The sequence below is a fragment of the Clavibacter michiganensis subsp. insidiosus genome (genome assembly GCF_002240565.1).
Lineage (GTDB): Bacteria > Actinomycetota > Actinomycetes > Actinomycetales > Microbacteriaceae > Clavibacter > Clavibacter insidiosus.
This window is the reverse complement of record NZ_MZMO01000001.1, coordinates 1369664-1388688: the sequence shown is the minus strand read 5'-3', so window position 1 is coordinate 1388688 and position 19025 is coordinate 1369664. Positions and strand designations below refer to the sequence as shown.

Annotated in this window: 19 protein-coding genes; 1 reads left to right on the top strand and 18 read right to left on the bottom strand. The window is 72.0% G+C overall.

The window, feature by feature from the left end:
- Positions 1 to 85: 85 nt before the first annotated feature.
- The 12 genes from recA to thyX all read right to left on the bottom strand — a co-directional run bounded on the left by recA (position 86) and on the right by thyX (position 13017).
- Entirely contained in the window at positions 86 to 1174 is a 1089-nt protein-coding gene (gene recA, locus B5P21_RS06835) for a recombinase RecA (protein WP_045528472.1), read from the bottom strand.
- 281 nt (positions 1175 to 1455) lie between these two features.
- Complete coding sequence (locus tag B5P21_RS06830) at positions 1456 to 1680, bottom strand: DUF3046 domain-containing protein (RefSeq protein ID WP_045530387.1); 225 nt, start codon at positions 1678 to 1680, stop codon at positions 1456 to 1458.
- Positions 1681 to 1765: 85 nt separating this feature from the next.
- Positions 1766 to 2074 (bottom strand): helix-turn-helix domain-containing protein, encoded by a 309-nt coding sequence (locus B5P21_RS06825; RefSeq protein ID WP_012298599.1) that lies wholly within the window; start codon positions 2072 to 2074, stop codon positions 1766 to 1768.
- A gap of 139 nt (positions 2075 to 2213) precedes the next feature.
- The gene (locus B5P21_RS06820) at positions 2214 to 2735 is read right to left on the bottom strand and encodes a CinA family protein (protein ID WP_045528474.1); all 522 of its coding nucleotides are present in this window, start codon (positions 2733 to 2735) and stop codon (positions 2214 to 2216) included.
- Positions 2732 to 3361, bottom strand: a complete 630-nt coding sequence (gene pgsA / locus B5P21_RS06815) for a CDP-diacylglycerol--glycerol-3-phosphate 3-phosphatidyltransferase (RefSeq protein ID WP_045528475.1) — start codon at positions 3359 to 3361, stop codon at positions 2732 to 2734. The genes B5P21_RS06820 and pgsA overlap by 4 nt, the downstream gene beginning before the upstream one ends.
- Positions 3362 to 3363: 2 nt before the next feature.
- The gene (locus tag B5P21_RS06810) at positions 3364 to 6219 is read right to left on the bottom strand and encodes an FtsK/SpoIIIE family DNA translocase (protein WP_045528476.1); all 2856 of its coding nucleotides are present in this window, start codon (positions 6217 to 6219) and stop codon (positions 3364 to 3366) included.
- Positions 6220 to 6296: 77 nt separating this feature from the next.
- On the bottom strand, positions 6297 to 7529 hold the full coding sequence (locus B5P21_RS06805) for an ABC transporter permease (RefSeq protein WP_094170959.1): 1233 nt from the start codon (positions 7527 to 7529) through the stop codon (positions 6297 to 6299).
- On the bottom strand, positions 7526 to 8233 hold the full coding sequence (locus B5P21_RS06800; protein ID WP_045528478.1) for an ABC transporter ATP-binding protein: 708 nt from the start codon (positions 8231 to 8233) through the stop codon (positions 7526 to 7528). Before B5P21_RS06800 ends, B5P21_RS06805 begins: the two co-directional genes overlap by 4 nt.
- Positions 8230 to 9213 carry a permuted SH3 domain-containing protein gene (locus tag B5P21_RS06795; RefSeq protein WP_236688671.1) on the bottom strand — a complete coding sequence of 328 codons (984 nt, stop codon included), beginning with the start codon at positions 9211 to 9213 and terminating at the stop codon, positions 8230 to 8232. The genes B5P21_RS06800 and B5P21_RS06795 overlap by 4 nt, the downstream gene beginning before the upstream one ends.
- Before the next feature lie 259 nt (positions 9214 to 9472).
- Positions 9473 to 11149, bottom strand: coding sequence for a ribonuclease J (locus B5P21_RS06790; RefSeq protein ID WP_094170958.1), 1677 nt, complete (start codon positions 11147 to 11149; stop codon positions 9473 to 9475).
- Positions 11150 to 11208: 59 nt separating this feature from the next.
- Positions 11209 to 12192, bottom strand: a complete 984-nt coding sequence (gene dapA, locus B5P21_RS06785; RefSeq protein WP_045528483.1) for a 4-hydroxy-tetrahydrodipicolinate synthase — start codon at positions 12190 to 12192, stop codon at positions 11209 to 11211.
- A 33-nt stretch (positions 12193 to 12225) separates the two neighbouring features.
- Positions 12226 to 13017, bottom strand: a complete 792-nt coding sequence (gene thyX, locus B5P21_RS06780) for an FAD-dependent thymidylate synthase (RefSeq protein ID WP_045528485.1) — start codon at positions 13015 to 13017, stop codon at positions 12226 to 12228.
- Between the two features lie 96 nt (positions 13018 to 13113).
- Between thyX and B5P21_RS06775 the strand changes: the two genes are divergently transcribed.
- On the top strand, positions 13114 to 14034 hold the full coding sequence (locus B5P21_RS06775; protein WP_045528487.1) for a TIGR01777 family oxidoreductase: 921 nt from the start codon (positions 13114 to 13116) through the stop codon (positions 14032 to 14034).
- Positions 14035 to 14075: 41 nt separating this feature from the next.
- Here the strand turns inward: B5P21_RS06775 and B5P21_RS06770 are convergent, their stop codons facing one another.
- The 6 genes from B5P21_RS06770 to B5P21_RS06745 all read right to left on the bottom strand — a co-directional run bounded on the left by B5P21_RS06770 (position 14076) and on the right by B5P21_RS06745 (position 18723).
- Entirely contained in the window at positions 14076 to 14525 is a 450-nt protein-coding gene (locus B5P21_RS06770; protein WP_045528489.1) for a hypothetical protein, read from the bottom strand.
- Positions 14525 to 15358, bottom strand: coding sequence for a 4-hydroxy-tetrahydrodipicolinate reductase (dapB, locus tag B5P21_RS06765; protein WP_045528490.1), 834 nt, complete (start codon positions 15356 to 15358; stop codon positions 14525 to 14527). The genes B5P21_RS06770 and dapB overlap by 1 nt, the downstream gene beginning before the upstream one ends.
- Positions 15359 to 15416: 58 nt before the next feature.
- Positions 15417 to 16019 carry a histidine phosphatase family protein gene (locus B5P21_RS06760; RefSeq protein WP_045528492.1) on the bottom strand — a complete coding sequence of 201 codons (603 nt, stop codon included), beginning with the start codon at positions 16017 to 16019 and terminating at the stop codon, positions 15417 to 15419.
- Positions 16020 to 16027: 8 nt separating this feature from the next.
- Entirely contained in the window at positions 16028 to 17380 is a 1353-nt protein-coding gene (locus B5P21_RS06755; protein WP_045528494.1) for a M16 family metallopeptidase, read from the bottom strand.
- A gap of 63 nt (positions 17381 to 17443) precedes the next feature.
- Complete coding sequence (locus tag B5P21_RS17245) at positions 17444 to 17971, bottom strand: hypothetical protein (RefSeq protein WP_181390737.1); 528 nt, start codon at positions 17969 to 17971, stop codon at positions 17444 to 17446.
- A 386-nt stretch (positions 17972 to 18357) separates the two neighbouring features.
- Complete coding sequence (locus B5P21_RS06745; protein WP_236688672.1) at positions 18358 to 18723, bottom strand: hypothetical protein; 366 nt, start codon at positions 18721 to 18723, stop codon at positions 18358 to 18360.
- Between the last annotated feature and the right edge of the window lie 302 nt (positions 18724 to 19025).

Genomic DNA, 19025 nt, shown 5'->3' with positions numbered 1-19025 from the left:
ACGCGGAACGTGATGCCACGGTCGGGCCGGTGTCGTGCGGGGGCGGGGCGCGTGGTGGGACGCGCCCCGCCGAGGGAGCGCCGGGTCAGGCGCTCTTGCGAGCCGATGCCTTGGGCGCTGCGGCCGCGACCGGAGCCGGAGCCGCGTCGGCCGTGGCTGCAGCATCCGCGTTCGGGTCCTTGACCAGGCCGAGCTTGACCTTGATCTTCTGCTCGATCTCAGCGGCGATCTCCGGGTTGTTCAGGAGGTGCTTGCGCGAGTTCTCCTTGCCCTGGCCGAGCTGGTCGCCGTCGTAGGTGTACCAGGCACCCGACTTGCGGACGATCTCGTGCTCGACGCCGAAGTCGATGAGGCTGCCCTCGCGGGAGATGCCCGTGCCGTAGAGGATGTCGAACTCCGCCTGCTTGAAGGGCGGCGCCATCTTGTTCTTGACAACCTTGACGCGAGTGCGGTTGCCCACCGCGTCGGTGCCGTCCTTCAGCGTCTCGATGCGGCGGATGTCGAGACGGACCGAGGCGTAGAACTTGAGCGCCTTGCCACCGGCGGTGGTCTCCGGGCTGCCGAAGAACACGCCGATCTTCTCGCGGAGCTGGTTGATGAAGATCATGGTGGTCTGCGTCTGGTTGAGGCCACCGGTGAGCTTGCGGAGCGCCTGCGACATGAGGCGCGCCTGGAGGCCCACGTGGGAGTCGCCCATCTCGCCCTCGATCTCGGCGCGCGGCACGAGCGCCGCGACGGAGTCGATGACGACCAGGTCGATGGATCCCGAGCGCACGAGCATGTCGGCGATCTCGAGCGCCTGCTCACCCGTGTCGGGCTGGGAGACGAGGAGCGCGTCGATGTCGACGCCGAGCTTCTTCGCGTACTCCGGGTCGAGCGCGTGCTCCGCGTCGATGAACGCCGCGATGCCGCCGGCGCGCTGCGCGTTGGCGATGGCGTGCAGCGTCAGCGTGGTCTTTCCCGAGGACTCCGGGCCGTAGATCTCGACGATGCGGCCTCGCGGGAGCCCGCCGATGCCGAGGGCCACGTCCAGCGCGACGGATCCGGTGGGGATGACGGCGACGGGCGCGCGCTCATCGCTGCCCAGTCGCATGACCGAGCCCTTGCCGAACTGCCGGTCGATCTGTGCGAGCGCGGTCTCGAGGGACTTCTCGCGGTCTGCCGATGATGCCATGGGGTGCTCCTCGTGTCGAAGGTGGGTTGCCTGCAGGCTGTCGCTCCGCTCCCGCTGGCCGCGGGGTCCGGTGCCGACAAGGCGACGGGTGATCTCCGCGAGGTGCACGTTATGCGGCGCCGCCGACATCGCTGCCGGAGGGGCCAGACCTGTGCAGTCCGCGCTTCGAATCGCTCCTGTGGGGAGACTACGCGCGTTCGAAGGCATATTCGAACGGCGCGCCGCGTGTCGTCGACGCATCCGGCTCGGGATGTCGAACTGCAGATCCCGGTCGGGAGACCTCAGACGCGCGGCTCGGGCACCCCGGCGCCGTTCCAGCGCGCACGCGGGACGTCCTGCGCGCGGCAGAGGGCGAGCCAGACCTCGCGGGCGGGCGTCCCGTCCTTCAGCGCCTGCGCGCACGTGCGCCCGCCGAGCTCGCCGAGCACGAGGTCCGCGACCAGGACCGGCCCGTATCCGGAGCCGAACTCGTCGGAGACGGCCCGCTGGAACTCGCTCAGTCGCATGCCGACCACGCTACCCGCTGCCGCCGGGACGACGACGCCCCGCCCGTCGCGAGGACGGGCGGGGCGGGAGGTCGTGAGGAGAGGGTCAGCGCGCGACGAGGTCGCTGTCGAAGCCGGCGACGAGGTCGTCCGGGATGGTGTCGGGGATGGGGTTGAGCCCCTCGATGACGGCGAGACGGTCGCCGACCTCGCGCATGATGACGGAGATGGGGGTGTCGAGCGCGTCGGCGACGGACGCGAGGATCTCGCTCGACGCCTCCTTCTGGCCCCGCTCGACCTCGCTGAGGTAGCCGAGCGCGACGCTCGCCTTGCTGGCGACCTGGCGGAGCGTGCGCCCCTTCTGCAAGCGGAAGTCCCGTAGGACGTCGCCGATCTCCTGACGGACTAGAACCACGGGAGCCTCCTCGTTGCGCCTGGTGCCTGATCGAACCGGAGGTCCGGGGCTGATGGGTGAGCATCTGGCCGAGGACTCAGGCTAAGCAGGGGCACTGGGCGTTGCTTGTGAACGTGATTACGACAACGCGGGAGCCGCATCAGATGTTCCCGGCGGGATCCAGCGCCTCGACGAGGGCGACGAGGGCCTCGTGCACGACGCCCGCGCGGACCGCCTGGCGGCCTCCATCGAGGTGCAGCGCGATGGCGCGCGAGTCGCCGTCGATGGACAGGCCCACGAACGCCGTGCCCGGCTGCTGCCCGTCCTGGGGATCCGGCCCCGCGGCTCCCGTCGTGGAGACGCCGACGTCGGCGGGGCGTCCGTCGATGGCGCACGCCTGGCGCACGCCGCGGGCCATCTGCCGGGCCACGTCGGGGTGGACCGCGCCGTGGACGGCGAGGATCGAGGACTCGACGCCGAGGATCGTGCGCTTGAGGGCCGAGTCGTAGGAGACGATCCCGCCGAGGAGCGCGCGCGAGGCGCCGGGGACGCCGACCAGGGCGGCGGTGAGCAGGCCTCCCGTGAGCGACTCGGCGACGGCGATGCGCCGACCGCTGGCCACGAGGGCGGCGATCACGCGCTCGGCGAGCTGCTCGTCGGTGGCCTCGTCGGCCGCGCTCACGAGGCGCGCTCCGCTCGCACCGCCTGGCGCATGTAGTCGAGGCCGGAGAGCACGGTGAGGACGAACGCGATCGACATGAGCACGGTGTTCACGACGTGCATGCCGTCGCCGACCACGTCCCACAGCGGGAGCAGCGCGACGCTGATCGCGACGGCCTGCGCGACGGTCTTCAGCTTGCCGCCGCGGGACGCCGCGACCACGCGGTCGCGGAGCACGGCGAACCGGTAGGCCGTGATGCCGAGCTCGCGCACGAGGATCACGGTCGTCACCCACCAGGGCAGCTCGCCGAGCACCGAGAGCATGACGAGCGCGGCGCCCGTGAGCACCTTGTCGGCGATGGGGTCGAGGAGCTTGCCGAGGTCCGTGACGAGGTTGCGACTGCGGGCGATGTGCCCGTCGACGCCGTCCGTGGCGATCGCGAGGATGAAGAGCGCCGCGGCCGCGTAGCGGAGCGGGCCGTCGGCGCCGTCGTCCGCCGCGAGGAGGACGACGAAGACGGGGGCCAGCAGGATCCGCACGACCGTGAGGACGTTGGCGACGTTCCAGGAGCTCGCCGGCGAGTCGCCCGCGCGCCAGATGCGGGGTGCCCCGGTCCCGTCCGCGCTCGATGCGCTCCGCTCCGCCACGGTCAGTCCCTCCCCGTCAGGCCCCAGGCGTCGTCGTCGCCCTCGGCCTCCACCTGCTCGTACGCGTCCAGGTCCTTGTGCAGAGGATCCGACGGGTAGCGGTTCCCGTCGTCCGCGTCGGCGGCGGGCGGCGCGACCGGAGCGGCGGCGGGTGCGGCGGGTGCCGGTGCGGCCGCGGGCGTTTCCCCGCGCAGCGTCGCGAGGACGCCCGGGAGCTGCTCGGCCGAGACGAGCACGTCGCGCGCCTTGGATCCCTCGGACGGGCCGACGATCTCGCGCGCCTCGAGGAGGTCCATGAGCCGACCGGCCTTGGCGAAGCCGACGCGGAGCTTCCTTTGCAGCATCGACGTGGATCCGAACTGCGTGCTGACGACCAGCTCGGCCGCCGCGAGCAGCACCTCGAGGTCGTCGCCGATGTCCGCGTCGATCTCCTTCTTCTCGGCGGCGACCGCGACGTCCTGGCGGTACTCGGGCCGTGCCTGGCGCGTCACGTGCTCGACGACCTTGGCGATCTCCGCCTCCTGCACCCACGCGCCCTGAACGCGGACGGCCTTGTTGGCGCCCATGGGGAGGAAGAGGCCGTCGCCCTGGCCGATGAGCTTGTCGGCACCGGGCTGGTCGAGGATCACGCGGGAGTCGGTCATGCTCGACACCGCGAACGCGAGACGGGACGGGACATTGGCCTTGATGAGGCCCGTGACGACGTCGACGGACGGACGCTGCGTCGCGAGGACCAGGTGGATGCCGGCGGCGCGAGCCAGCTGCGTGATCCGGACGATCGAGTCCTCGACGTCCCGCGGCGCGACCATCATGAGGTCGGCGAGCTCGTCGACCACCACGAGGAGGTAGGGGTACGGGCGGAGCGTCCGCTCGCTGCCCTCGGGGAGAACGATGGACCCGCTCGTGACGGCCTTGTTGAAGTCGTCGATGTGGCGGAAGCCGAAGCTGGCGAGGTCGTCGTACCTCATGTCCATCTCCTTCACCACCCACTGCAGCGCCTCGGCCGCCTTCTTCGGGTTGGTGATGATGGGCGTGATGAGGTGCGGGACGCCCGCGTAGATGGTCAGCTCCACGCGCTTCGGGTCGATGAGGACCATGCGGACGTCGCTCGGCTTCGCGCGCATGAGGAGCGAGGTGATCATCGAGTTGACGAAGCTCGACTTGCCGGAGCCCGTGGATCCCGCGACCAGGAGGTGGGGCATCTTCGCCAGGTTGGCGATGACGTAGCCGCCCTCGACGTCCTTGCCGACGCCGATGGTCATCGGGTGCGCGCTGTTCGTCGCGGCGGACGAGCGGAGCACGTCACCGAGCGAGACGATCTCGCGGTCGGTGTTCGGGATCTCCACGCCGATGGCGCTGCGTCCCGGGATGGGCGAGAGGATGCGGACCTCGTTGGAGGCGACCGCGTAGCTGATGTTCTTCGCGAGCGCCGTGACGCGCTCGACCTTGACGCCGGGCGCGAGCTCGAGCTCGTAGCGCGTGACCGTCGGACCGCGTGAGAAGCCCGTGACCGTGGCGTCGACCTGGAAGTTCGTGAGCACCTCGGTGAGCGCGCGCACCACCTCGTCGTTGACGGACGAGCGGGACTTCGCGGGCGTGCCGGGCGCGAGCGTGCTCGCGGCGGGCAGGCGGTAGGGCGCCTGCGGGGCGCCGGACTCCCCCGTGACGACGGCCACGTCGGAGCCGTCGTCCTCGAAGCCGGGGAGGACGGCGGGCTCGTCGTCGTCGCGGATGCCGGTGGGGTGCACGGGGACGGACGGCAGGATCGCGGTGGCCGTGGCGTCGACGGGCGCGTCGAGGTCGATGCGGCGGGTCGCGGCGTCGTCGCCCGCGAAGGCGCCGGCCTCCGGGCGGGAGGCGTCGGGATCCACCGTGCGGTCGATGACGGTGGTGGGCGCCTCGGCGGCCGACCGCGCGGGGACCTCGTGGCGGTCGTCGTCGGATCCCGCGTGCGGCGCGAGCACCGGGCTGTCGAACGCGGGGGCGTCCTCGCGCTGGCTGCGGTTGCGGCGCCACCACGGGAGGCTGTCGGTGTCGACCGGGCCGTCGTCGTCGAGGCCCTCGAGCTCGACCTGCTCCGTCGCCTGCGCCTTGCGGGCCGCGCGGTCGGCGGCGCGCTGCTCCTCGTCGACGGGCGGCGCGCCGAAGAGGTAGGAGTACAGCTCGCGCAGCCGCATGCCGACGCGGTTAGGCGGCGTGCGCGTGATGATGAAGAGGGAGAGCAGGAGCAGGATCCCGGCCACGACGCCCGCGCCGATCGGGGTGATGAGGAGCGACAGCGGCGCCGCGAGCACCCAGCCGAGGACGCCGCCGGCGCGGGCCAGGGCGAGCATGCCGTCGCGCGGGTCCGGCGCCCCGTTGAAGATGTGGCAGAGCGCGGCGATGGAGACGAGGAAGAGCGAGACGCCCACGCCGATGCGCCCGTTGTCGCTGACGGACGAGGGGTGGCGGAAGAGCCAGAGCGCGAGGAGCACCATGACGATGGGCAGCGCGAAGGCGACCCGGCCGAAGAGGCCGCCGAACGTGTACGCGTCGAAGGCCATGGCGACGTCGTTGAGCGGGTTGAACCACTCGACGACCACGCCCGCGATCGCGAGCACCACGAGCAGGAAGGGGATGCCGTCGCGGCGCTCCTCCTTCGCGAGCTTCTCCGGTCCGAGGGCGCGGAAGAGGGCGCCGGTGGCGTGGGCGAGGCCCATCCACGCGGCGACGAGCGGGCCGCGGCGCTCCGGCTGCACGGGGTAGGCGACGGTCTGCTGCTTCGTCTCGGCGGCACGCCCCGTGCGCGGGGGCGTGGCGCGCGGCGCGCCCGAGGAGGTCTTCCCGGCGCGGCTGGTCGACCTGGTGCTCGTAGCCATGCGACCCACGTTATCCCGCGCCGCCGTCGCCGACGGCGCGCCGGGCCGGGCCGGGCGCTCCCCGCCCGGCCGCGGCATCAGTACCGGATCGCGTCGATGACCGACACGCGCACCGCGACGAGGGCCGGCAGCAGGCCCGCGATCGCGCCGACGGCGAGCGAGGCGCCGAGCCCGAGGAGCGCCGCCGACAGCGGGAACGGCGGGAAGTCGGTGACGCCCGAGGCGACGAACGAGAGGATCCACGGGTTCTTCACGATCGCGACCGCCGCCATCACGCCGACGACGCCCGCGGCGACCGTCGCCACGATGCTCTCCATCATCACGGCGAAGAACACCCGGCCCGCGCTCGCGCCGAAGCTGCGCCGCACGCCGATCTCCCGGATCCGCTGCTTCACCGTCACGAGCGAGATGTTCACGAGGCCGAGCGCGCCGAGCAGGAGCACGAGGCCCGCCACGCCCCCGACGAGGATCTTCACCGACAGCAGCGGGTCGTAGTCGTACGTCCCCCAGTCGCTGCGGCCGACGCTCACCTCCAGGCCCTCGGGCGCGGTCGCCGCCACCTGCGAGGTGATGGCCGCGGTGAGCGCGTCGGCCTCCGCCTCGGGCACCCAGAACTCGGACTGCGGCGCCATGGCGTCGAGCGCGTCGTCGGACATCAGGCGCTCGGCGTCGGACGCCTGCAGGTAGACGGTCGGCGGCTCCTCCGCGTACTGCGCGGGCACGGTGCCCACGACGACGCCCACGAGGTCCGACCGCTCGCCGTGCAGCACGGCGGAGGGGTGCGCGGCGATCTCGGGCGACCCGAGCTCCGCGAGGAACGCGGGGTTGACGACGAGCGCGGGCGCGAGGCGGTCGGCGTCCCGCTCGTCGAACCAGCGGCCGTCCGTCACGTCGACGCGGCGCATCTCGCCGTAGTCCCGGTCGACCACGACGGTCTGGACCTGCGCCTGCCCGCGCGCGAAGTCGACCGGCACCGTCGTGGAGCCGATGATCGTCGACCAGGTGATGCCGTACCGGTCGGCGACGTCCGCGAGGAGCGTGCGCTGCTCGGCGTAGGACAGGCCGTCCCCGGTCGCGGAGTACGCGGACGCCGACAGCGCGGCGGGTCGGCCCGACTGGCGCTCCATCTGCTCGGTCTGCGACTGCTGCACGACCGCGCCGAGGCCGACGACCGAGGTGATCGCCGCCACCGCGACCGCGACCCCGATGAGGGACAGCATCACGCGCGTGCGGTGGATCCGGAGCTCGGCCCATGCCTCCACGACCGCGCCCACGAGACCGGTCGCCGTGCGCGACAGCCAGCCGGTCATGCGAGCACCCCGCGGGTGAGCGCCTCGGACGGCGCGAGGACGCCCATCTCGAGGCGGTGGTGCCGGTCCGCGCGGGCCGCCACGGTCGGGTCGTGCGTGATCGTCACCAGCGCCGCGCCGGACGCGTGGGCGACCTCGGCGAGCAGGGTCATCACCGTCGCGCCGGTCTCGATGTCGAGCGCGCCGGTCGGCTCGTCGGCCAGGATCAGCCGCGGCGAGCGCACGAGGGCCCGCGCGATGGCGACGCGCTGCTGCTCGCCGCCGGACATGGTCTCCGGCATCGCGTCGATGCGGTGGCCGAGGCCGACCCGCTCGAGCATGTCCGCCGCGATCGACGCCCGGCGCCAGAACGAGCGACCCGTCGAGTAGAGCAGCGGCGTCATCACGTTCTCGCGCGCCGTGCGGCCTTGCAGGAGGTTGAACTGCTGGAAGATGAAGCCGATGTCGCCCCCGCGGGCCCGGTCGCGCCGGGATCCCGACACGCGCGCCATGGGAACGTCGTCGAGGTACACCTCGCCGGTCGTCGGGGTGTCGAGCAGCCCCAGGATGTTCAGCAGCGTCGACTTGCCGGATCCCGACCGGCCGACGATCGACACGTGGTCGCCCACCGCGACGTCGAGGTCGACGCCGTGCAGGATCGTCAGCGGCTCGTCGTCCGGCCGCTCGACCGTGCGGGTCACCTGCTCGAGACGGATCAGGCTCATCCGCCGTACCCGCCCTGCATCGTCATCGCCTCGTCCTCGGGGACGGGCGCACCGGGCACGAACTCGAGCACCATGTCGCCCTCCGCGAGGCCCGAGGTGATCTGCACGACCTTCCCGTCGCTGATCCCGAGGCCGACCGCGCGCTCCTCGGGCTCGCCGCCGTCCGACGCGAGCCACACGTTGCCCGTGTCGGCGAGGCCCTCGACCGCCGTCGTCGGGAGCGTCAGCACGTCGGGCGCCTCGCCCGCGGGGATCGTGATGTCGGCGGCGAGGCCCGGGAAGACGCGCGTCCCGGCAGGCACGGCGCAGGAGACGGTCGCGCCGGTGGAGGCCGACTCGGTGCCGCTGCCGGTGGATCCGCTGCCCGCCCCGCCTGTCCCGCCCGCGCCCTCGGAGGACGCCGCCGCCTGCTGGCCGATGCGCAGGTCCCCGCAGTCGAACGGCGCGGGTCCCGAGGTTATGGCGACCTTCGCCGCCGTCGGCTGCGTGACGAGCCGGTACTGCTCCTCGGCGGTGAGCGGCGCCGTCGCGCGGAAGGTGGGCGGCGCGATCCGGCCGACCGCGTCGCCGACGGCGACCTCCTGGCCGACGAGCACGCCGAGCTCCGCGAGCGAACCCGCGGCGGACGCGGTGACGGTCTCGGTGACGACCTTGGGCTTCGGCTGCGTGACCGTGCCGTCCGCCGCGACCACCGGATCCACCGGCGTCTCCTGGCGGATGACGAGGATCGGGTCGCCGGCCGTGACCGTCGCGCCCTGCTCCGCGACGATCTTCGAGACCTTGCCCTGCAGCGTCGCCTTCACGGCCACGTCGGGATCCGGCTGGATGCTGCCCTTCACCGTCACGTCGTTGACCACGGTCGCGATGGACGCCGGCACCTGCGACTCCACGACCGAGCCCGTCGGCACCTCGGAGGCCTCCTCGGTCGTCGTCCCGAAGAACGCCATGCGCACGAGGGCCACCGCGATCGCGGCGAGCACGACCAGCCTCGTGATCGGGAGAATCCATCTCCGCCAAACGCCCACAGCCGCTCCTTCCCCGGCGGTCCCCAGCGGCCCGTCCGGTCGCCTCCGACGCTAGGGGCGGCGGCGCGCGCGGCGCTTCGTCCACGGGGATGACGGTGCGCACCCCCGTCAGGGGGCCGCGCGGACGAGCGCCGCCGGCACGCGCGACGGAGGGGGCGGGGTCTCCCCCGCCCCCTCGGGACACGCGGCGCTCCGGCTCCCGCCGACGGCCGGGCTACGCCTCGATGACCACCGGGATGATCATCGGGCGGCGGCGGTGCGACGAGTTGACCCAGCGGCCGACCGTGCGGCGCACGACCTGCGAGTACGCGTGCGTGTCGCGCGTGCCGTTGGCCGCGGCCTCCGCGAGGGCCTTCACGACGAGCGGCTTGACGCTGTCGAAGACCCGCGAGTCCTCGGCGAAGCCGCGGGCCTCGATCTCCGGTCCGACCATGGCCTTGCCGGTCTGCGGCTCGACGACCACGAAGATCGTGACGAAGCCCTCCTCGGAGAGGATGCGACGGTCCTTCAGGTCGGCGTCGGTGATCTCGCCCACGGTCGACCCGTCGACGTAGACGTACCCGACGTCGAGCTGGCCCGTGACCCGCACGTGCCCGTCCTTCATGTCGAGGACCGTGCCGTCCTCGGCGAGGAACGTGTTGCGCTCCGGCACGCCGGTCTGGATCGCGAGCTGCTGGTTCGCGACCAGGTGGCGGTACTCGCCGTGCACCGGGAGGACGTTGCGCGGCTTGAGGATGTTGTAGCAGTAGAGCAGCTCGCCGGCGGCCGCGTGGCCCGAGACGTGGACCTTCGCGTTGGCCTTGTGAACCACGTTGGCGCCGAGCTTCGTGAGCCCGTTGATCACGCGGTAGACGGCGTTCTCGTTGCCCGGGATGAGGCTCGACGCGAGGATGACGGTGTCGTCCTGCCCGATCTCGATCTGGTGCTCGAGGTTCGCCATGCGGCTGAGCACGGCCATCGGCTCGCCCTGCGACCCGGTGCTCATGTAGACGATCTCGTGGTCCGGCAGGTTGACGGCCTTCTTGGAGTCGATCAGGACCCCCTCCGGCACCTTCAGGTAGCCGAGCTCGGCCGCGATGGTCATGTTGCGGATCATCGAGCGGCCGATGAACGCGACGCGGCGGCCGTTCGCGTGCGCGGCGTCGAGCACCTGCTGCACGCGGTGCACGTGGCTCGAGAAGCTCGCGACGATGACGCGACGGGGGGCCTTGGAGATGACGGCGTCGAGCACGGGGCCGATGGAGCGCTCGGTGGGCGTGAAGCCGGGGACGTCGGCGTTGGTGGAGTCCGACATGAAGAGGTCGATGCCGGCCTCGCCGAGGCGCGCGAAGGCGCGGAGGTCGGTGATCCGGTCGTCGAGCGGCAGCTGGTCCATCTTGAAGTCGCCGGTGTGCAGCACGCGGCCCGCCTCGGTCGTGATGGCGACGGCCAGCGCATCTGGGATGGAGTGGTTGACGGCGACGAACTCGAGCTCGAACGGCCCGAGGCGCTCGCGGTCGCCCTCCTTCACCTGGAACGTGTACGGCGTGATCCGGTGCTCCTTGAGCTTCGCCTCGATGAGGGCGAGTGTGAGGCCGGAGCCGATGAGGGGGATGTCCTGCTTGAGCTTGAGGAGGTACGGCACGGCGCCGATGTGGTCCTCGTGGCCGTGCGTGAGGACGATGCCGACGACGTCGTCGAGGCGGTCCTTGATGGACGAGAAGTCGGGGAGGATGAGGTCGACGCCCGGCTGGTGCTCCTCCGGGAAGAGCACGCCGCAGTCGACGACGAGGATCTTCCCGTCGATCTCGAACGTGGTCATGTTGCGGCCGATCTCGCCGAGGCCGCCGATGGGCGTGATGCGCAGGGTGCCGGGCTTGAGCTCCGGCGGGTCGTAGACGCCGTGGGGCATGGGACTCCTCTGGTGACGATGCGGCGCAGGGGCCGGCGGTGGATGCTCGGGGGCGCGCGTCAGCGCGTGGTGCCGGCGACCTGGGGCAGCGCTCCGCCCGCGGCGGCGTTGCGGTCGGGGCGGAAGTTGCGGAAGTCGACGCCGGGGACGTCGCGGACGAGGTCGATCTCGTCCTCGATCTGCGCGGCCTCCCACTCCTCCGGCCCCACGAGGGGCAGGCGCACGCGGGGGCTGCCGATGCGGCCGAGGCCGTGGAGGATGTACTTCGCCGCGACCGTACCGGGCACGTGCGTCATGACGGCGCGGACGAGCGGCTCGAGCTGCTGGTGCGCGTGCGTGGCGGCGGCGAGGTCGCCCGCGTTCACGGCGTCGACCATGGTGCGATACGGGGTCGCGGTGACGTTGGCGGTGACGCCGATGAGGCCCGTGCCGCCGATCGCGAGGGTCGGCAGCGCGTTGGCGTCGTCGCCCGCGAAGTACATGAGGCCGGTCTGGTTGAGCACGCGGCTGGCCTGCGCGAGGTCGCCCTTGGCGTCCTTCACGGCGAGGATGTTCGGGTGCTTCGCGGCGCGGAGGATCGTCTCGTACTGGATGGGGATGCCCGTGCGGCCGGGGATGTCGTAGAGGATGACCGGGAGGTCGGTCGCGTCCGCGATCATGCGGAAGTGCGTGAGCACACCGGCCTGCGTGGGCTTGTTGTAGTACGGCGTGACGATCATGTTGCCGTCGGCGCCGGCCTTCTCGCTCTGGCGCGCGAGCTGCATGGCGTGCGCGGTCTCGTTGGATCCGCCGCCCGTGATGATCTTCGCGCGGCCCCCGCTCACGGAGCGGCCGACCTCGACGAGCTTGATCTTCTCCGGGTCGGTCAGCGTGCTGGTCTCGCCCGTCGTGCCCGTGACGACGATGCCGTCCGCGCCCGCGACGATGACGTCGTCCATGTGCTTCTCGACGCCCGGCCAGTCGACCTCGCCGTCGGCGGTGAACGGGGTGACGAGCGCCACCAGGACCTGGCCGAACGGGTTCTCTGTGGACACGCGCTCCATCGTAACGGTCGGCGGGCGCCGGATCCCGGTGCGCTACGGGGCGACGCGGCCGTTCTTCTGGAACGCCGCGTGCGTCAACGGCATGAGCCGCTCGAACTCGGTCTCCATCTTCTCGGCGCACATCTCGATCTCGCGCTGCGGGAAGCTCGGGAACGTCGAGTCCTCGTGCTTGGTGCGGAGCGACAGGAAGTTCATCAGCGCACGCGCGTTGAGCGTGACGTACATCGACGAGTAGATGTTGAGCGGGAGGACGATGCGGGCGACCTCGCGCGCGACACCCTGCTCGAGCATCCGCTGGTAGGAGGCGTACGCCTCGGCGGAGGTGCGTCGGGTCTCCTCCTGCACGAGCGCGGTCTGCTCGGGGGTGCCCGCGTGGAACTCGTAGGCGCCGGGCTTGCCGACCTGCACGAGGTTGCGCTCGGGGCCGGGGACGTAGAACACCGCGTCGAGCTCCTTGTAGCGGCCCGACTCCTCGTTGTACGAGGCCATGCGGTGGCGCATGAACTCGCGGAACACGAAGATCGGCGCCTGCACGTAGAAGGTCGTCGAGTTGTGCTCGAAGGGCGAGCCGTGGCGGTCGCGCATGAGGTAGTTGATGAGGCCGCGGTCGCGCTTGACCCGCTTCTCCTCCGCCTCCGTGTCGACGTCGCCCTCGAGGGCGCGGTCCTGGCCGTCGGGCTCGTCGAGCGCGCGCTCGAGGGTCTTCTCGCCGGCGGTGGAGACGCGGGCGGCGAAGATCACGTCGGAGTCGTGAGCGCTCGAGCGGACGAGCTCCACGGTCATGTCGGATCGGAAGGCGATGTCGTCGTGGGGCACGACGGTCACTGTACGCGACCCCCGCCGGGCGACCGCGCCGCGCTCCTCCCGGCCGGCGTGCGGGGCCGCGTCCTAGGCTGAGCGGCACCGACGAAGGGCTCGACCATGTCCGACAGCACCGCATCCGCCACCCCGCTCACCGTCCTCATCTCGGGGGCCGGGGGCACGATCGGAACCGAGCTGCAGGCCCAGCTGCATGCCGCCGGGCACCGCGTGCAGACGCTCGTGCGCCACGCGCCGTCGTCGCCCGACGAGCACGAGTGGCAGCCGACCGAGGGGCGACTGGATCCCGCGGTGCTGGACGGCGTCGACGCCGTCGTCAACCTCTCGGGCGCCTCCATCAGTCGCCTGCCCTGGACGAAGCAGTACCAGGAGGAGATCCGCGCGTCGCGCGTCACCGCCACGCGCACGATCGTCGGCGCGATCGCGTCGGCGTCGAACCCGCCCCGGGTGCTGCTGAACGGATCCGCCGTCGGCTTCTACGGCGACCGCCCCGCCGAGCGCCTCACCGAGGACTCGCCGCGCGGGCAGGGCTTCCTCGCCGAGGTCGTGGAGGCGTGGGAGGCCGAGGCGTTCCAGGCCTCCGCCGACGTGCGCGTCGCGACCCTGCGCACCGGGCTGGTGCTCGCGCAGGCCGGTGCGCTCGCGCCGCTGCGCCTCCTCACGAACCTCGGGCTGGCCGGGAAGCTCGGGACCGGCGGCCAGATCTGGCCGTGGATCTCCCTGCGTGACGAGGCAGCCGCGATCGTGCACCTGCTGACGTCGTCCGTCTCCGGGCCCGTGAACCTCACCGGTCCCGAGCCCGTGATGGCCGACCGGCTGATGCGGCACCTCGCGAGGCGCCTGCACCGGCCCTACCTGGTGCCGGCGCCCGAGTTCCTCATCCGCCTCGCGCTGCAGGAGGCCGGGCAGGAGCTGCTGCTCTCCAGCCAGCCCGCGCGTCCCGAGAAGCTGCTCGCCGACGGGTTCGCCTTCCGCGACCCCACGGTCGAGCTCGCCATCGACCGGCTGCTCGCCAAGAGCTGAGCTCGGCGGCCCGCCGGAAGGTCGGTGCGGCGGCCGGTCGCCTAGGCGGCGGGCTCGGCGCGATGCAGCGCGATGGCGCGGCGGATGGCCCCTCGCGCCCGGCGCCGGTCCCCGCTCGCGTCGTACGCGAGCCCGAGGCGGAACCACGCCCGCCAGCTGGCGGGATCCTGCTCGACCTCGGCCTGGTAGGCCGGGAACGCGGCGTCGGCCGCGTCCCGGAGCGGACGGCCGCTCGCCCGGGTCGGCAGGTCGGCGACCGGCAGCCCGCCCTCCCCGTCGAGGATCCGCACCAGGCGCGCGCTCCGCACCCCGAAGGACAGCTCGCGCACGAGCGTCCACACGCCGACCAGCGGGAGGACCAGGAGCGCGAGCCCGAACACGACGCCGACGGGCTCGCCGGATATGAGGAGCAGGACGGCGATCTGGCCGGCCAGTGCCAGGTACAGCACCATGAGCACCGCCATGACGGCGACGCCGATGCGCGTGCCCATCAGGCGCTCGTGACGGTGGCGGCCTGGCCGCTCGGCCCGCCGTCGTCCACGGGTCCCGACGCGGCACCGGTGGCTGCCGCCTGCGCGGCGCGCTCGCGCGAGCCGTCGAGGTCGATGAGGCGGTCGAGCCCGACGACCACGCCGCGGGCGGTGCGGGCCGCGCGGAGGGCGAGCAGTATCCCGGCCTCGTAGGCGCTCGGCGCGAGAGTGTCGTGGCTGATGGTGAGGACCTCGCCGTTGCCGCCGAAGACCACGTCCTGCTTGGCGACGACGCCCTGCATGCGGAGGCTGTGCACGGGGATGCTCGCCACCTGCTGGCCCCGCGCCCGCTGGTCCGTGTGCGGCGCCTGCACCGGGCCGCGGGTGCCGCGCGCCTGCGACATGAGCTCGGCCGTGCGCACCGCCGTCCCCGAGGGCGAGTCGATCTTGGTCGCGCCGTGCGCCTCGACGATCTCGATGGAGTCGTAGAAGCGGGCCGCCATCTGCGCGAACGAGGTCGCGAGGACGCTGCCGACGGAGAAGTTGGGGATGATGACGACGCCCACGGCGAGGTTGCCGGTGATCCGCCGCTCGAGCTCGGTGATGCGCTCGCCCGTCCACCCGCTCGTGCCCACGAGGACGTTCATGCCGTGCGCGACCGCGTACTCGACGACGCCCTGGCTGACCGCCGGGAGCGTCACGTCGACCGCGATGTCCGCGCCGAGCATGTCCGACAGCTCGCCCTTGGAGTCGAGGCTGGCGACGAGCTCGAACTCGTCGCTCGCCTCGACGATCTGCGAGATCAGCTGGCCCATGCGTCCCGTTGCGCCGACGACGGCGACCGTGGTTGTCATCCGCCCAGCGTACCGGCGTGCATGACGCCGACGCTGGGCAGCGGGCGCGCCAGCGCGGCTAGTACGGCTGCTGCTCCGGGAGGCCGGTGCGCAGCTCGACCGGGAGGTGGCCGAGGTCGTTGTGCACGACGAGCACGGGCGGCTTCGCGGAGCGGACGCGGATGATGGTGAGGCCGCAGTTGGCCTGGTTGATGCCCATCCACCGCCACTCGGGCGCGTCGAACACGTGCCGCACGAACCAGGCGATGACGAAGTTGTGGGTGATGAGCAGGTCGTGCCGGTCGCCGCGCGCCGGTGCCAGGAACTCGCTCACCGCGTCGGCCATCTGGGCGCTGCCGGCGTCGATCTCCTCCTCGGTGATCCCGCCGAAGAACGACTCGAACGCGTGCGGCATGTCCGGGGTGGGACCCGACGGGATGCAGTCGAACAGCAGCGACGACGGCTCCGGCTCGATGGCCGGCATGCGCTCCGCCATGATCGCGGCCGTCTCCTCGGCCCGCGCGAGCGGCGAATGGCGCACCGACGTGAACGGGACGCCGCTCAACCGGTCGGCGATGCAGTGCGCCTGGCGCTTGCCGCGGCCCGACAGCGGCCCGTCCGGCAGTCCGTGCTCGGCGTCCTGCTGCTCGCCGTGGCGCACGAGGTAGATGTAGTGGGACACGGTTCCTCCTACAGGAGCACGGGGGTCTCGAGCAGCGGGGCGAACGCGTCGGCGCCGACGGTCCCCACGGCGGCGATCGAGAGCGGTCGGGAGATCAGGTCGGCCGCGAGGGCGCGGACGTCGTCGGCGGTGACACGGGAGAGGCGGGAGAGCGTCTCGTCGAGGTCGACGTACTCGCCCGTCGTGATCTCCGACCGCCCGAGGCGCGACATGCGCGTGTCCGAGTCCTCGAGCGCGAGGGCGGACTGGCCGGAGAGCTGACCGAACGCGCGCGACAGCTCCTCCTCGGTCACGTGCTCCTCGGCGAGCTTCCGGAACTCCTCGACCATGAGGCGCGAGACCTGGGCGGTCTTCGCGGCCGTGCATCCGGCGTAGAGGCCGAACACGCCCGCGTCCGAGTAGGAGGCGCCGAACGAGTAGACGGAGTACGCGAGGCCGCGCTTCTCGCGCACCTCCTGGAACAGGCGCGAGGACATGCCGCCGCCGAGCACCGAGTTGAGCATCGCGAGGGCGGGACGGCGGTCGTCGGATGCCGCGAGGCCGGGCACGCCGAGAAGGATGTTGGTCTGCTCGATGGGGCGGTCGACGACGACGAGATCGCTGCCGCGCGTGATGAGCGGGGTGGCGCCTGTGCGACGCGCGACCGGGGCCGCCGTGACGGAGAGGTCCCAGCCGGCGCGCTCGAGCCCGGCGGTGACCCGCGCGACGAGGGCGTCGTGATCCACGGAGCCCGCTGCCGTGACGACCAGGTCCTGCGGACGGTAGTTGCGGCGGTAGTGGGCGACGACGGCGTCGCGCCCCGCGGCCTCGATGTCCGCGGGGCTGCCGCCGATGGGACGGCCGAGCGGGTGATCCCCCAGCACGGCCTCGAAGAAGCGCTCGCTGACGACGTCCCCCGGGTCGTCGTCCGCCATGGCGAGCTCCTCGAGGATGACCCCGCGCTCGGTCTCGAACTCCTCGGCGTCGATGAGGCTGGAGGTGACCATGTCGGCGAGCACGTCGACGGCCATGCCCAGGTCGCGATCCCGCACCTTGGCGTAGTAGCAGGTGTACTCCTTGGCGGTGACGGCATTGTGCTCGCCGCCGACCGCGTCGAAGGACACGGCGATGTCGAGCGCGGTGCGCGACGGGGTGCCCTTGAAGAGGAGGTGCTCCAGGAAGTGCGTGGATCCCAGGTCGCCCGGCTGCTCGTCGCGCGAGCCGACCGCGACCCACATGCCGATGGTGGCGCTGCGGCTGCCGGGCACGTCCTCGCTGAGGATGCGCACGCCCGACGCGAGTACCGAGCGTCGGACGCGGGCGCCCTCCGACTGCACGGTGAGCTCGGGGAGGTCGAGGGGGAGTTCTACGGCGCGGGACATCAGCGTCACCCTACGCCACGGGCCCTGCGGCGACCCGAGGGCCGACGGCCCGCGGCGGGGCGCTCATGGGCATCCGGGTCCGGCATCCCGCGAACCGCACGCACCCCCGACCAGGACCGTCGACCCCTGGAGGACGTGGATCGTCACCGGCCCCACCTGCACCGGCAGCGTGCCCGGGATCTGCACCCACGCACCCCCGTCGAACCGGTAGCTGGGCGAGTACGCGATCGTCAGAGCGACTTGCCGATCGCCGATGGAGGCGTACACGTGGCTCGTGTCCGTCGACGTGAAGTCCTGCTGCCCCAACTCCCGCCACGAGGCGCCCGGCCCCTGAACGGTGGTGCTCGTGCCGTCACCGTGATCCCACGTGAACGACACCGGCACGAACCGCACCTGCGCCGGCCGACCCAGCAACACCCCGTCGACCACCTGCGCGGTCGCATCCGTGAACAGGTTCACCGGCGCCCCGACGATCGCCCACCCGTTCGGCTGCGACCGGATCGACGCATCCCGCGGCACGAACTGCGCCACATCCGCCAACGACACCCCCGGCACCGCCGCCACCACCGGCACCGGATCCGCCGGCTTCACCCGCGCCTTCGCCGGCGGCAAGAACGCATGCCGCCCGTCCGCACACAGACCCCCACCCGAAAGCCGCGCGCTCGGACTGCACGGCACATCCACATCCGCCGCCATCCGACCACGCGGCACCGGAGGCGGAGACGCCGGCCTCGCGAGATCACGCGGAGCCGATTGAACGCTCGCGTCGGGGATATCGGCCACAGGTACGCTACTGCCGTCCAACCGTTCTTGAGCCTGCACTGCGACCGCCCCTGCACCGATCCCTCCCGATGCGCATGCCCCGGTTTGCCCGTGCGTGACCAAGCAGCCAGAGTCGGCGGCTCGAGCCATCGACACTGGCACGACAACTAGTACGACCACCAACAGGGCCGACACCGACGAAGTCGATGCTGTCCTCATCCGCATGCGTGCACGTCCTCGTTTCGCACGATGTCGCTGATGCGCCAGAGCGCGTCCTGGGATCGGATCGCCTTGACCTGGAGCGACAGGCGCGGATCGCGAACCGGTGTGATGTCCGCGCCCGTCGAGTCGATGAGTCGACTGCCACTCACATCGAGACACACCTGCGCGGTCATGTACTCCGCGCCAGCGGGATCGAGTCCACGGTCCGTAACCTGAAAGCCGGACATGACGTCCTTGCCACTTGTACGGACACCCTTTTGTCGTTCGTCTGCCAAGCCCGCCTTCTCGCCGGCCAAGACGCTTCCCGTAAGCAGCTGTGCGAGATTGTCCTCAGTGTCGGTGTTCGCGTCGAGGTCCACGTATCGAGTCAGGACATCGTGGAACGCCTCGTCGTCCTGCTGCTCCTGGGTCAGCGACGGGGCCGGAGCGGGTGTTGGTTCCGGAGCAGGCGCGGCACCGCATCCAGTGAGCAGCAGGCACGGGACGAGCACGGCCAGCGACGCAGCCGCCGCTCCCCCTCGTCGTCGCAGCGGAACGCGTGGTCGCTCGTGCAAGGTCGTCTCCCCCGGGCCGTACGGATCACCCGCGCGGAAGGCGGCGCGCAGGCGCCCGACATCGCGGGTCCCGGAAAGGTAGCGGCGCGGACGCGAGCGCCACCGAC

Excerpts from the sequence above, each read along its gene's own strand:
- recA (WP_045528472.1), bottom strand. The coding sequence starts at position 1,174 with ATGGCATCATCGGCAGACCGCGAGAAGTCCCTCGAGACCGCGCTCGCA.
- B5P21_RS06830 (WP_045530387.1), bottom strand. The coding sequence starts at position 1,680 with ATGCGACTGAGCGAGTTCCAGCGGGCCGTCTCCGACGAGTTCGGCTCC.
- B5P21_RS06810 (WP_045528476.1), bottom strand. The coding sequence starts at position 6,219 with ATGGCTACGAGCACCAGGTCGACCAGCCGCGCCGGGAAGACCTCCTCG.
- B5P21_RS06805 (WP_094170959.1), bottom strand. The coding sequence starts at position 7,529 with ATGACCGGCTGGCTGTCGCGCACGGCGACCGGTCTCGTGGGCGCGGTC.
- B5P21_RS06800 (WP_045528478.1), bottom strand. The coding sequence starts at position 8,233 with ATGAGCCTGATCCGTCTCGAGCAGGTGACCCGCACGGTCGAGCGGCCG.
- B5P21_RS06790 (WP_094170958.1), bottom strand. The coding sequence starts at position 11,149 with ATGCCCCACGGCGTCTACGACCCGCCGGAGCTCAAGCCCGGCACCCTG.
- dapA (WP_045528483.1), bottom strand. The coding sequence starts at position 12,192 with ATGGAGCGCGTGTCCACAGAGAACCCGTTCGGCCAGGTCCTGGTGGCG.
- B5P21_RS06775 (WP_045528487.1), top strand. The coding sequence starts at position 13,114 with ATGTCCGACAGCACCGCATCCGCCACCCCGCTCACCGTCCTCATCTCG.
- B5P21_RS06770 (WP_045528489.1), bottom strand. The coding sequence starts at position 14,525 with ATGGGCACGCGCATCGGCGTCGCCGTCATGGCGGTGCTCATGGTGCTG.
- dapB (WP_045528490.1), bottom strand. The coding sequence starts at position 15,358 with ATGACAACCACGGTCGCCGTCGTCGGCGCAACGGGACGCATGGGCCAG.
- B5P21_RS06755 (WP_045528494.1), bottom strand. The coding sequence starts at position 17,380 with ATGTCCCGCGCCGTAGAACTCCCCCTCGACCTCCCCGAGCTCACCGTG.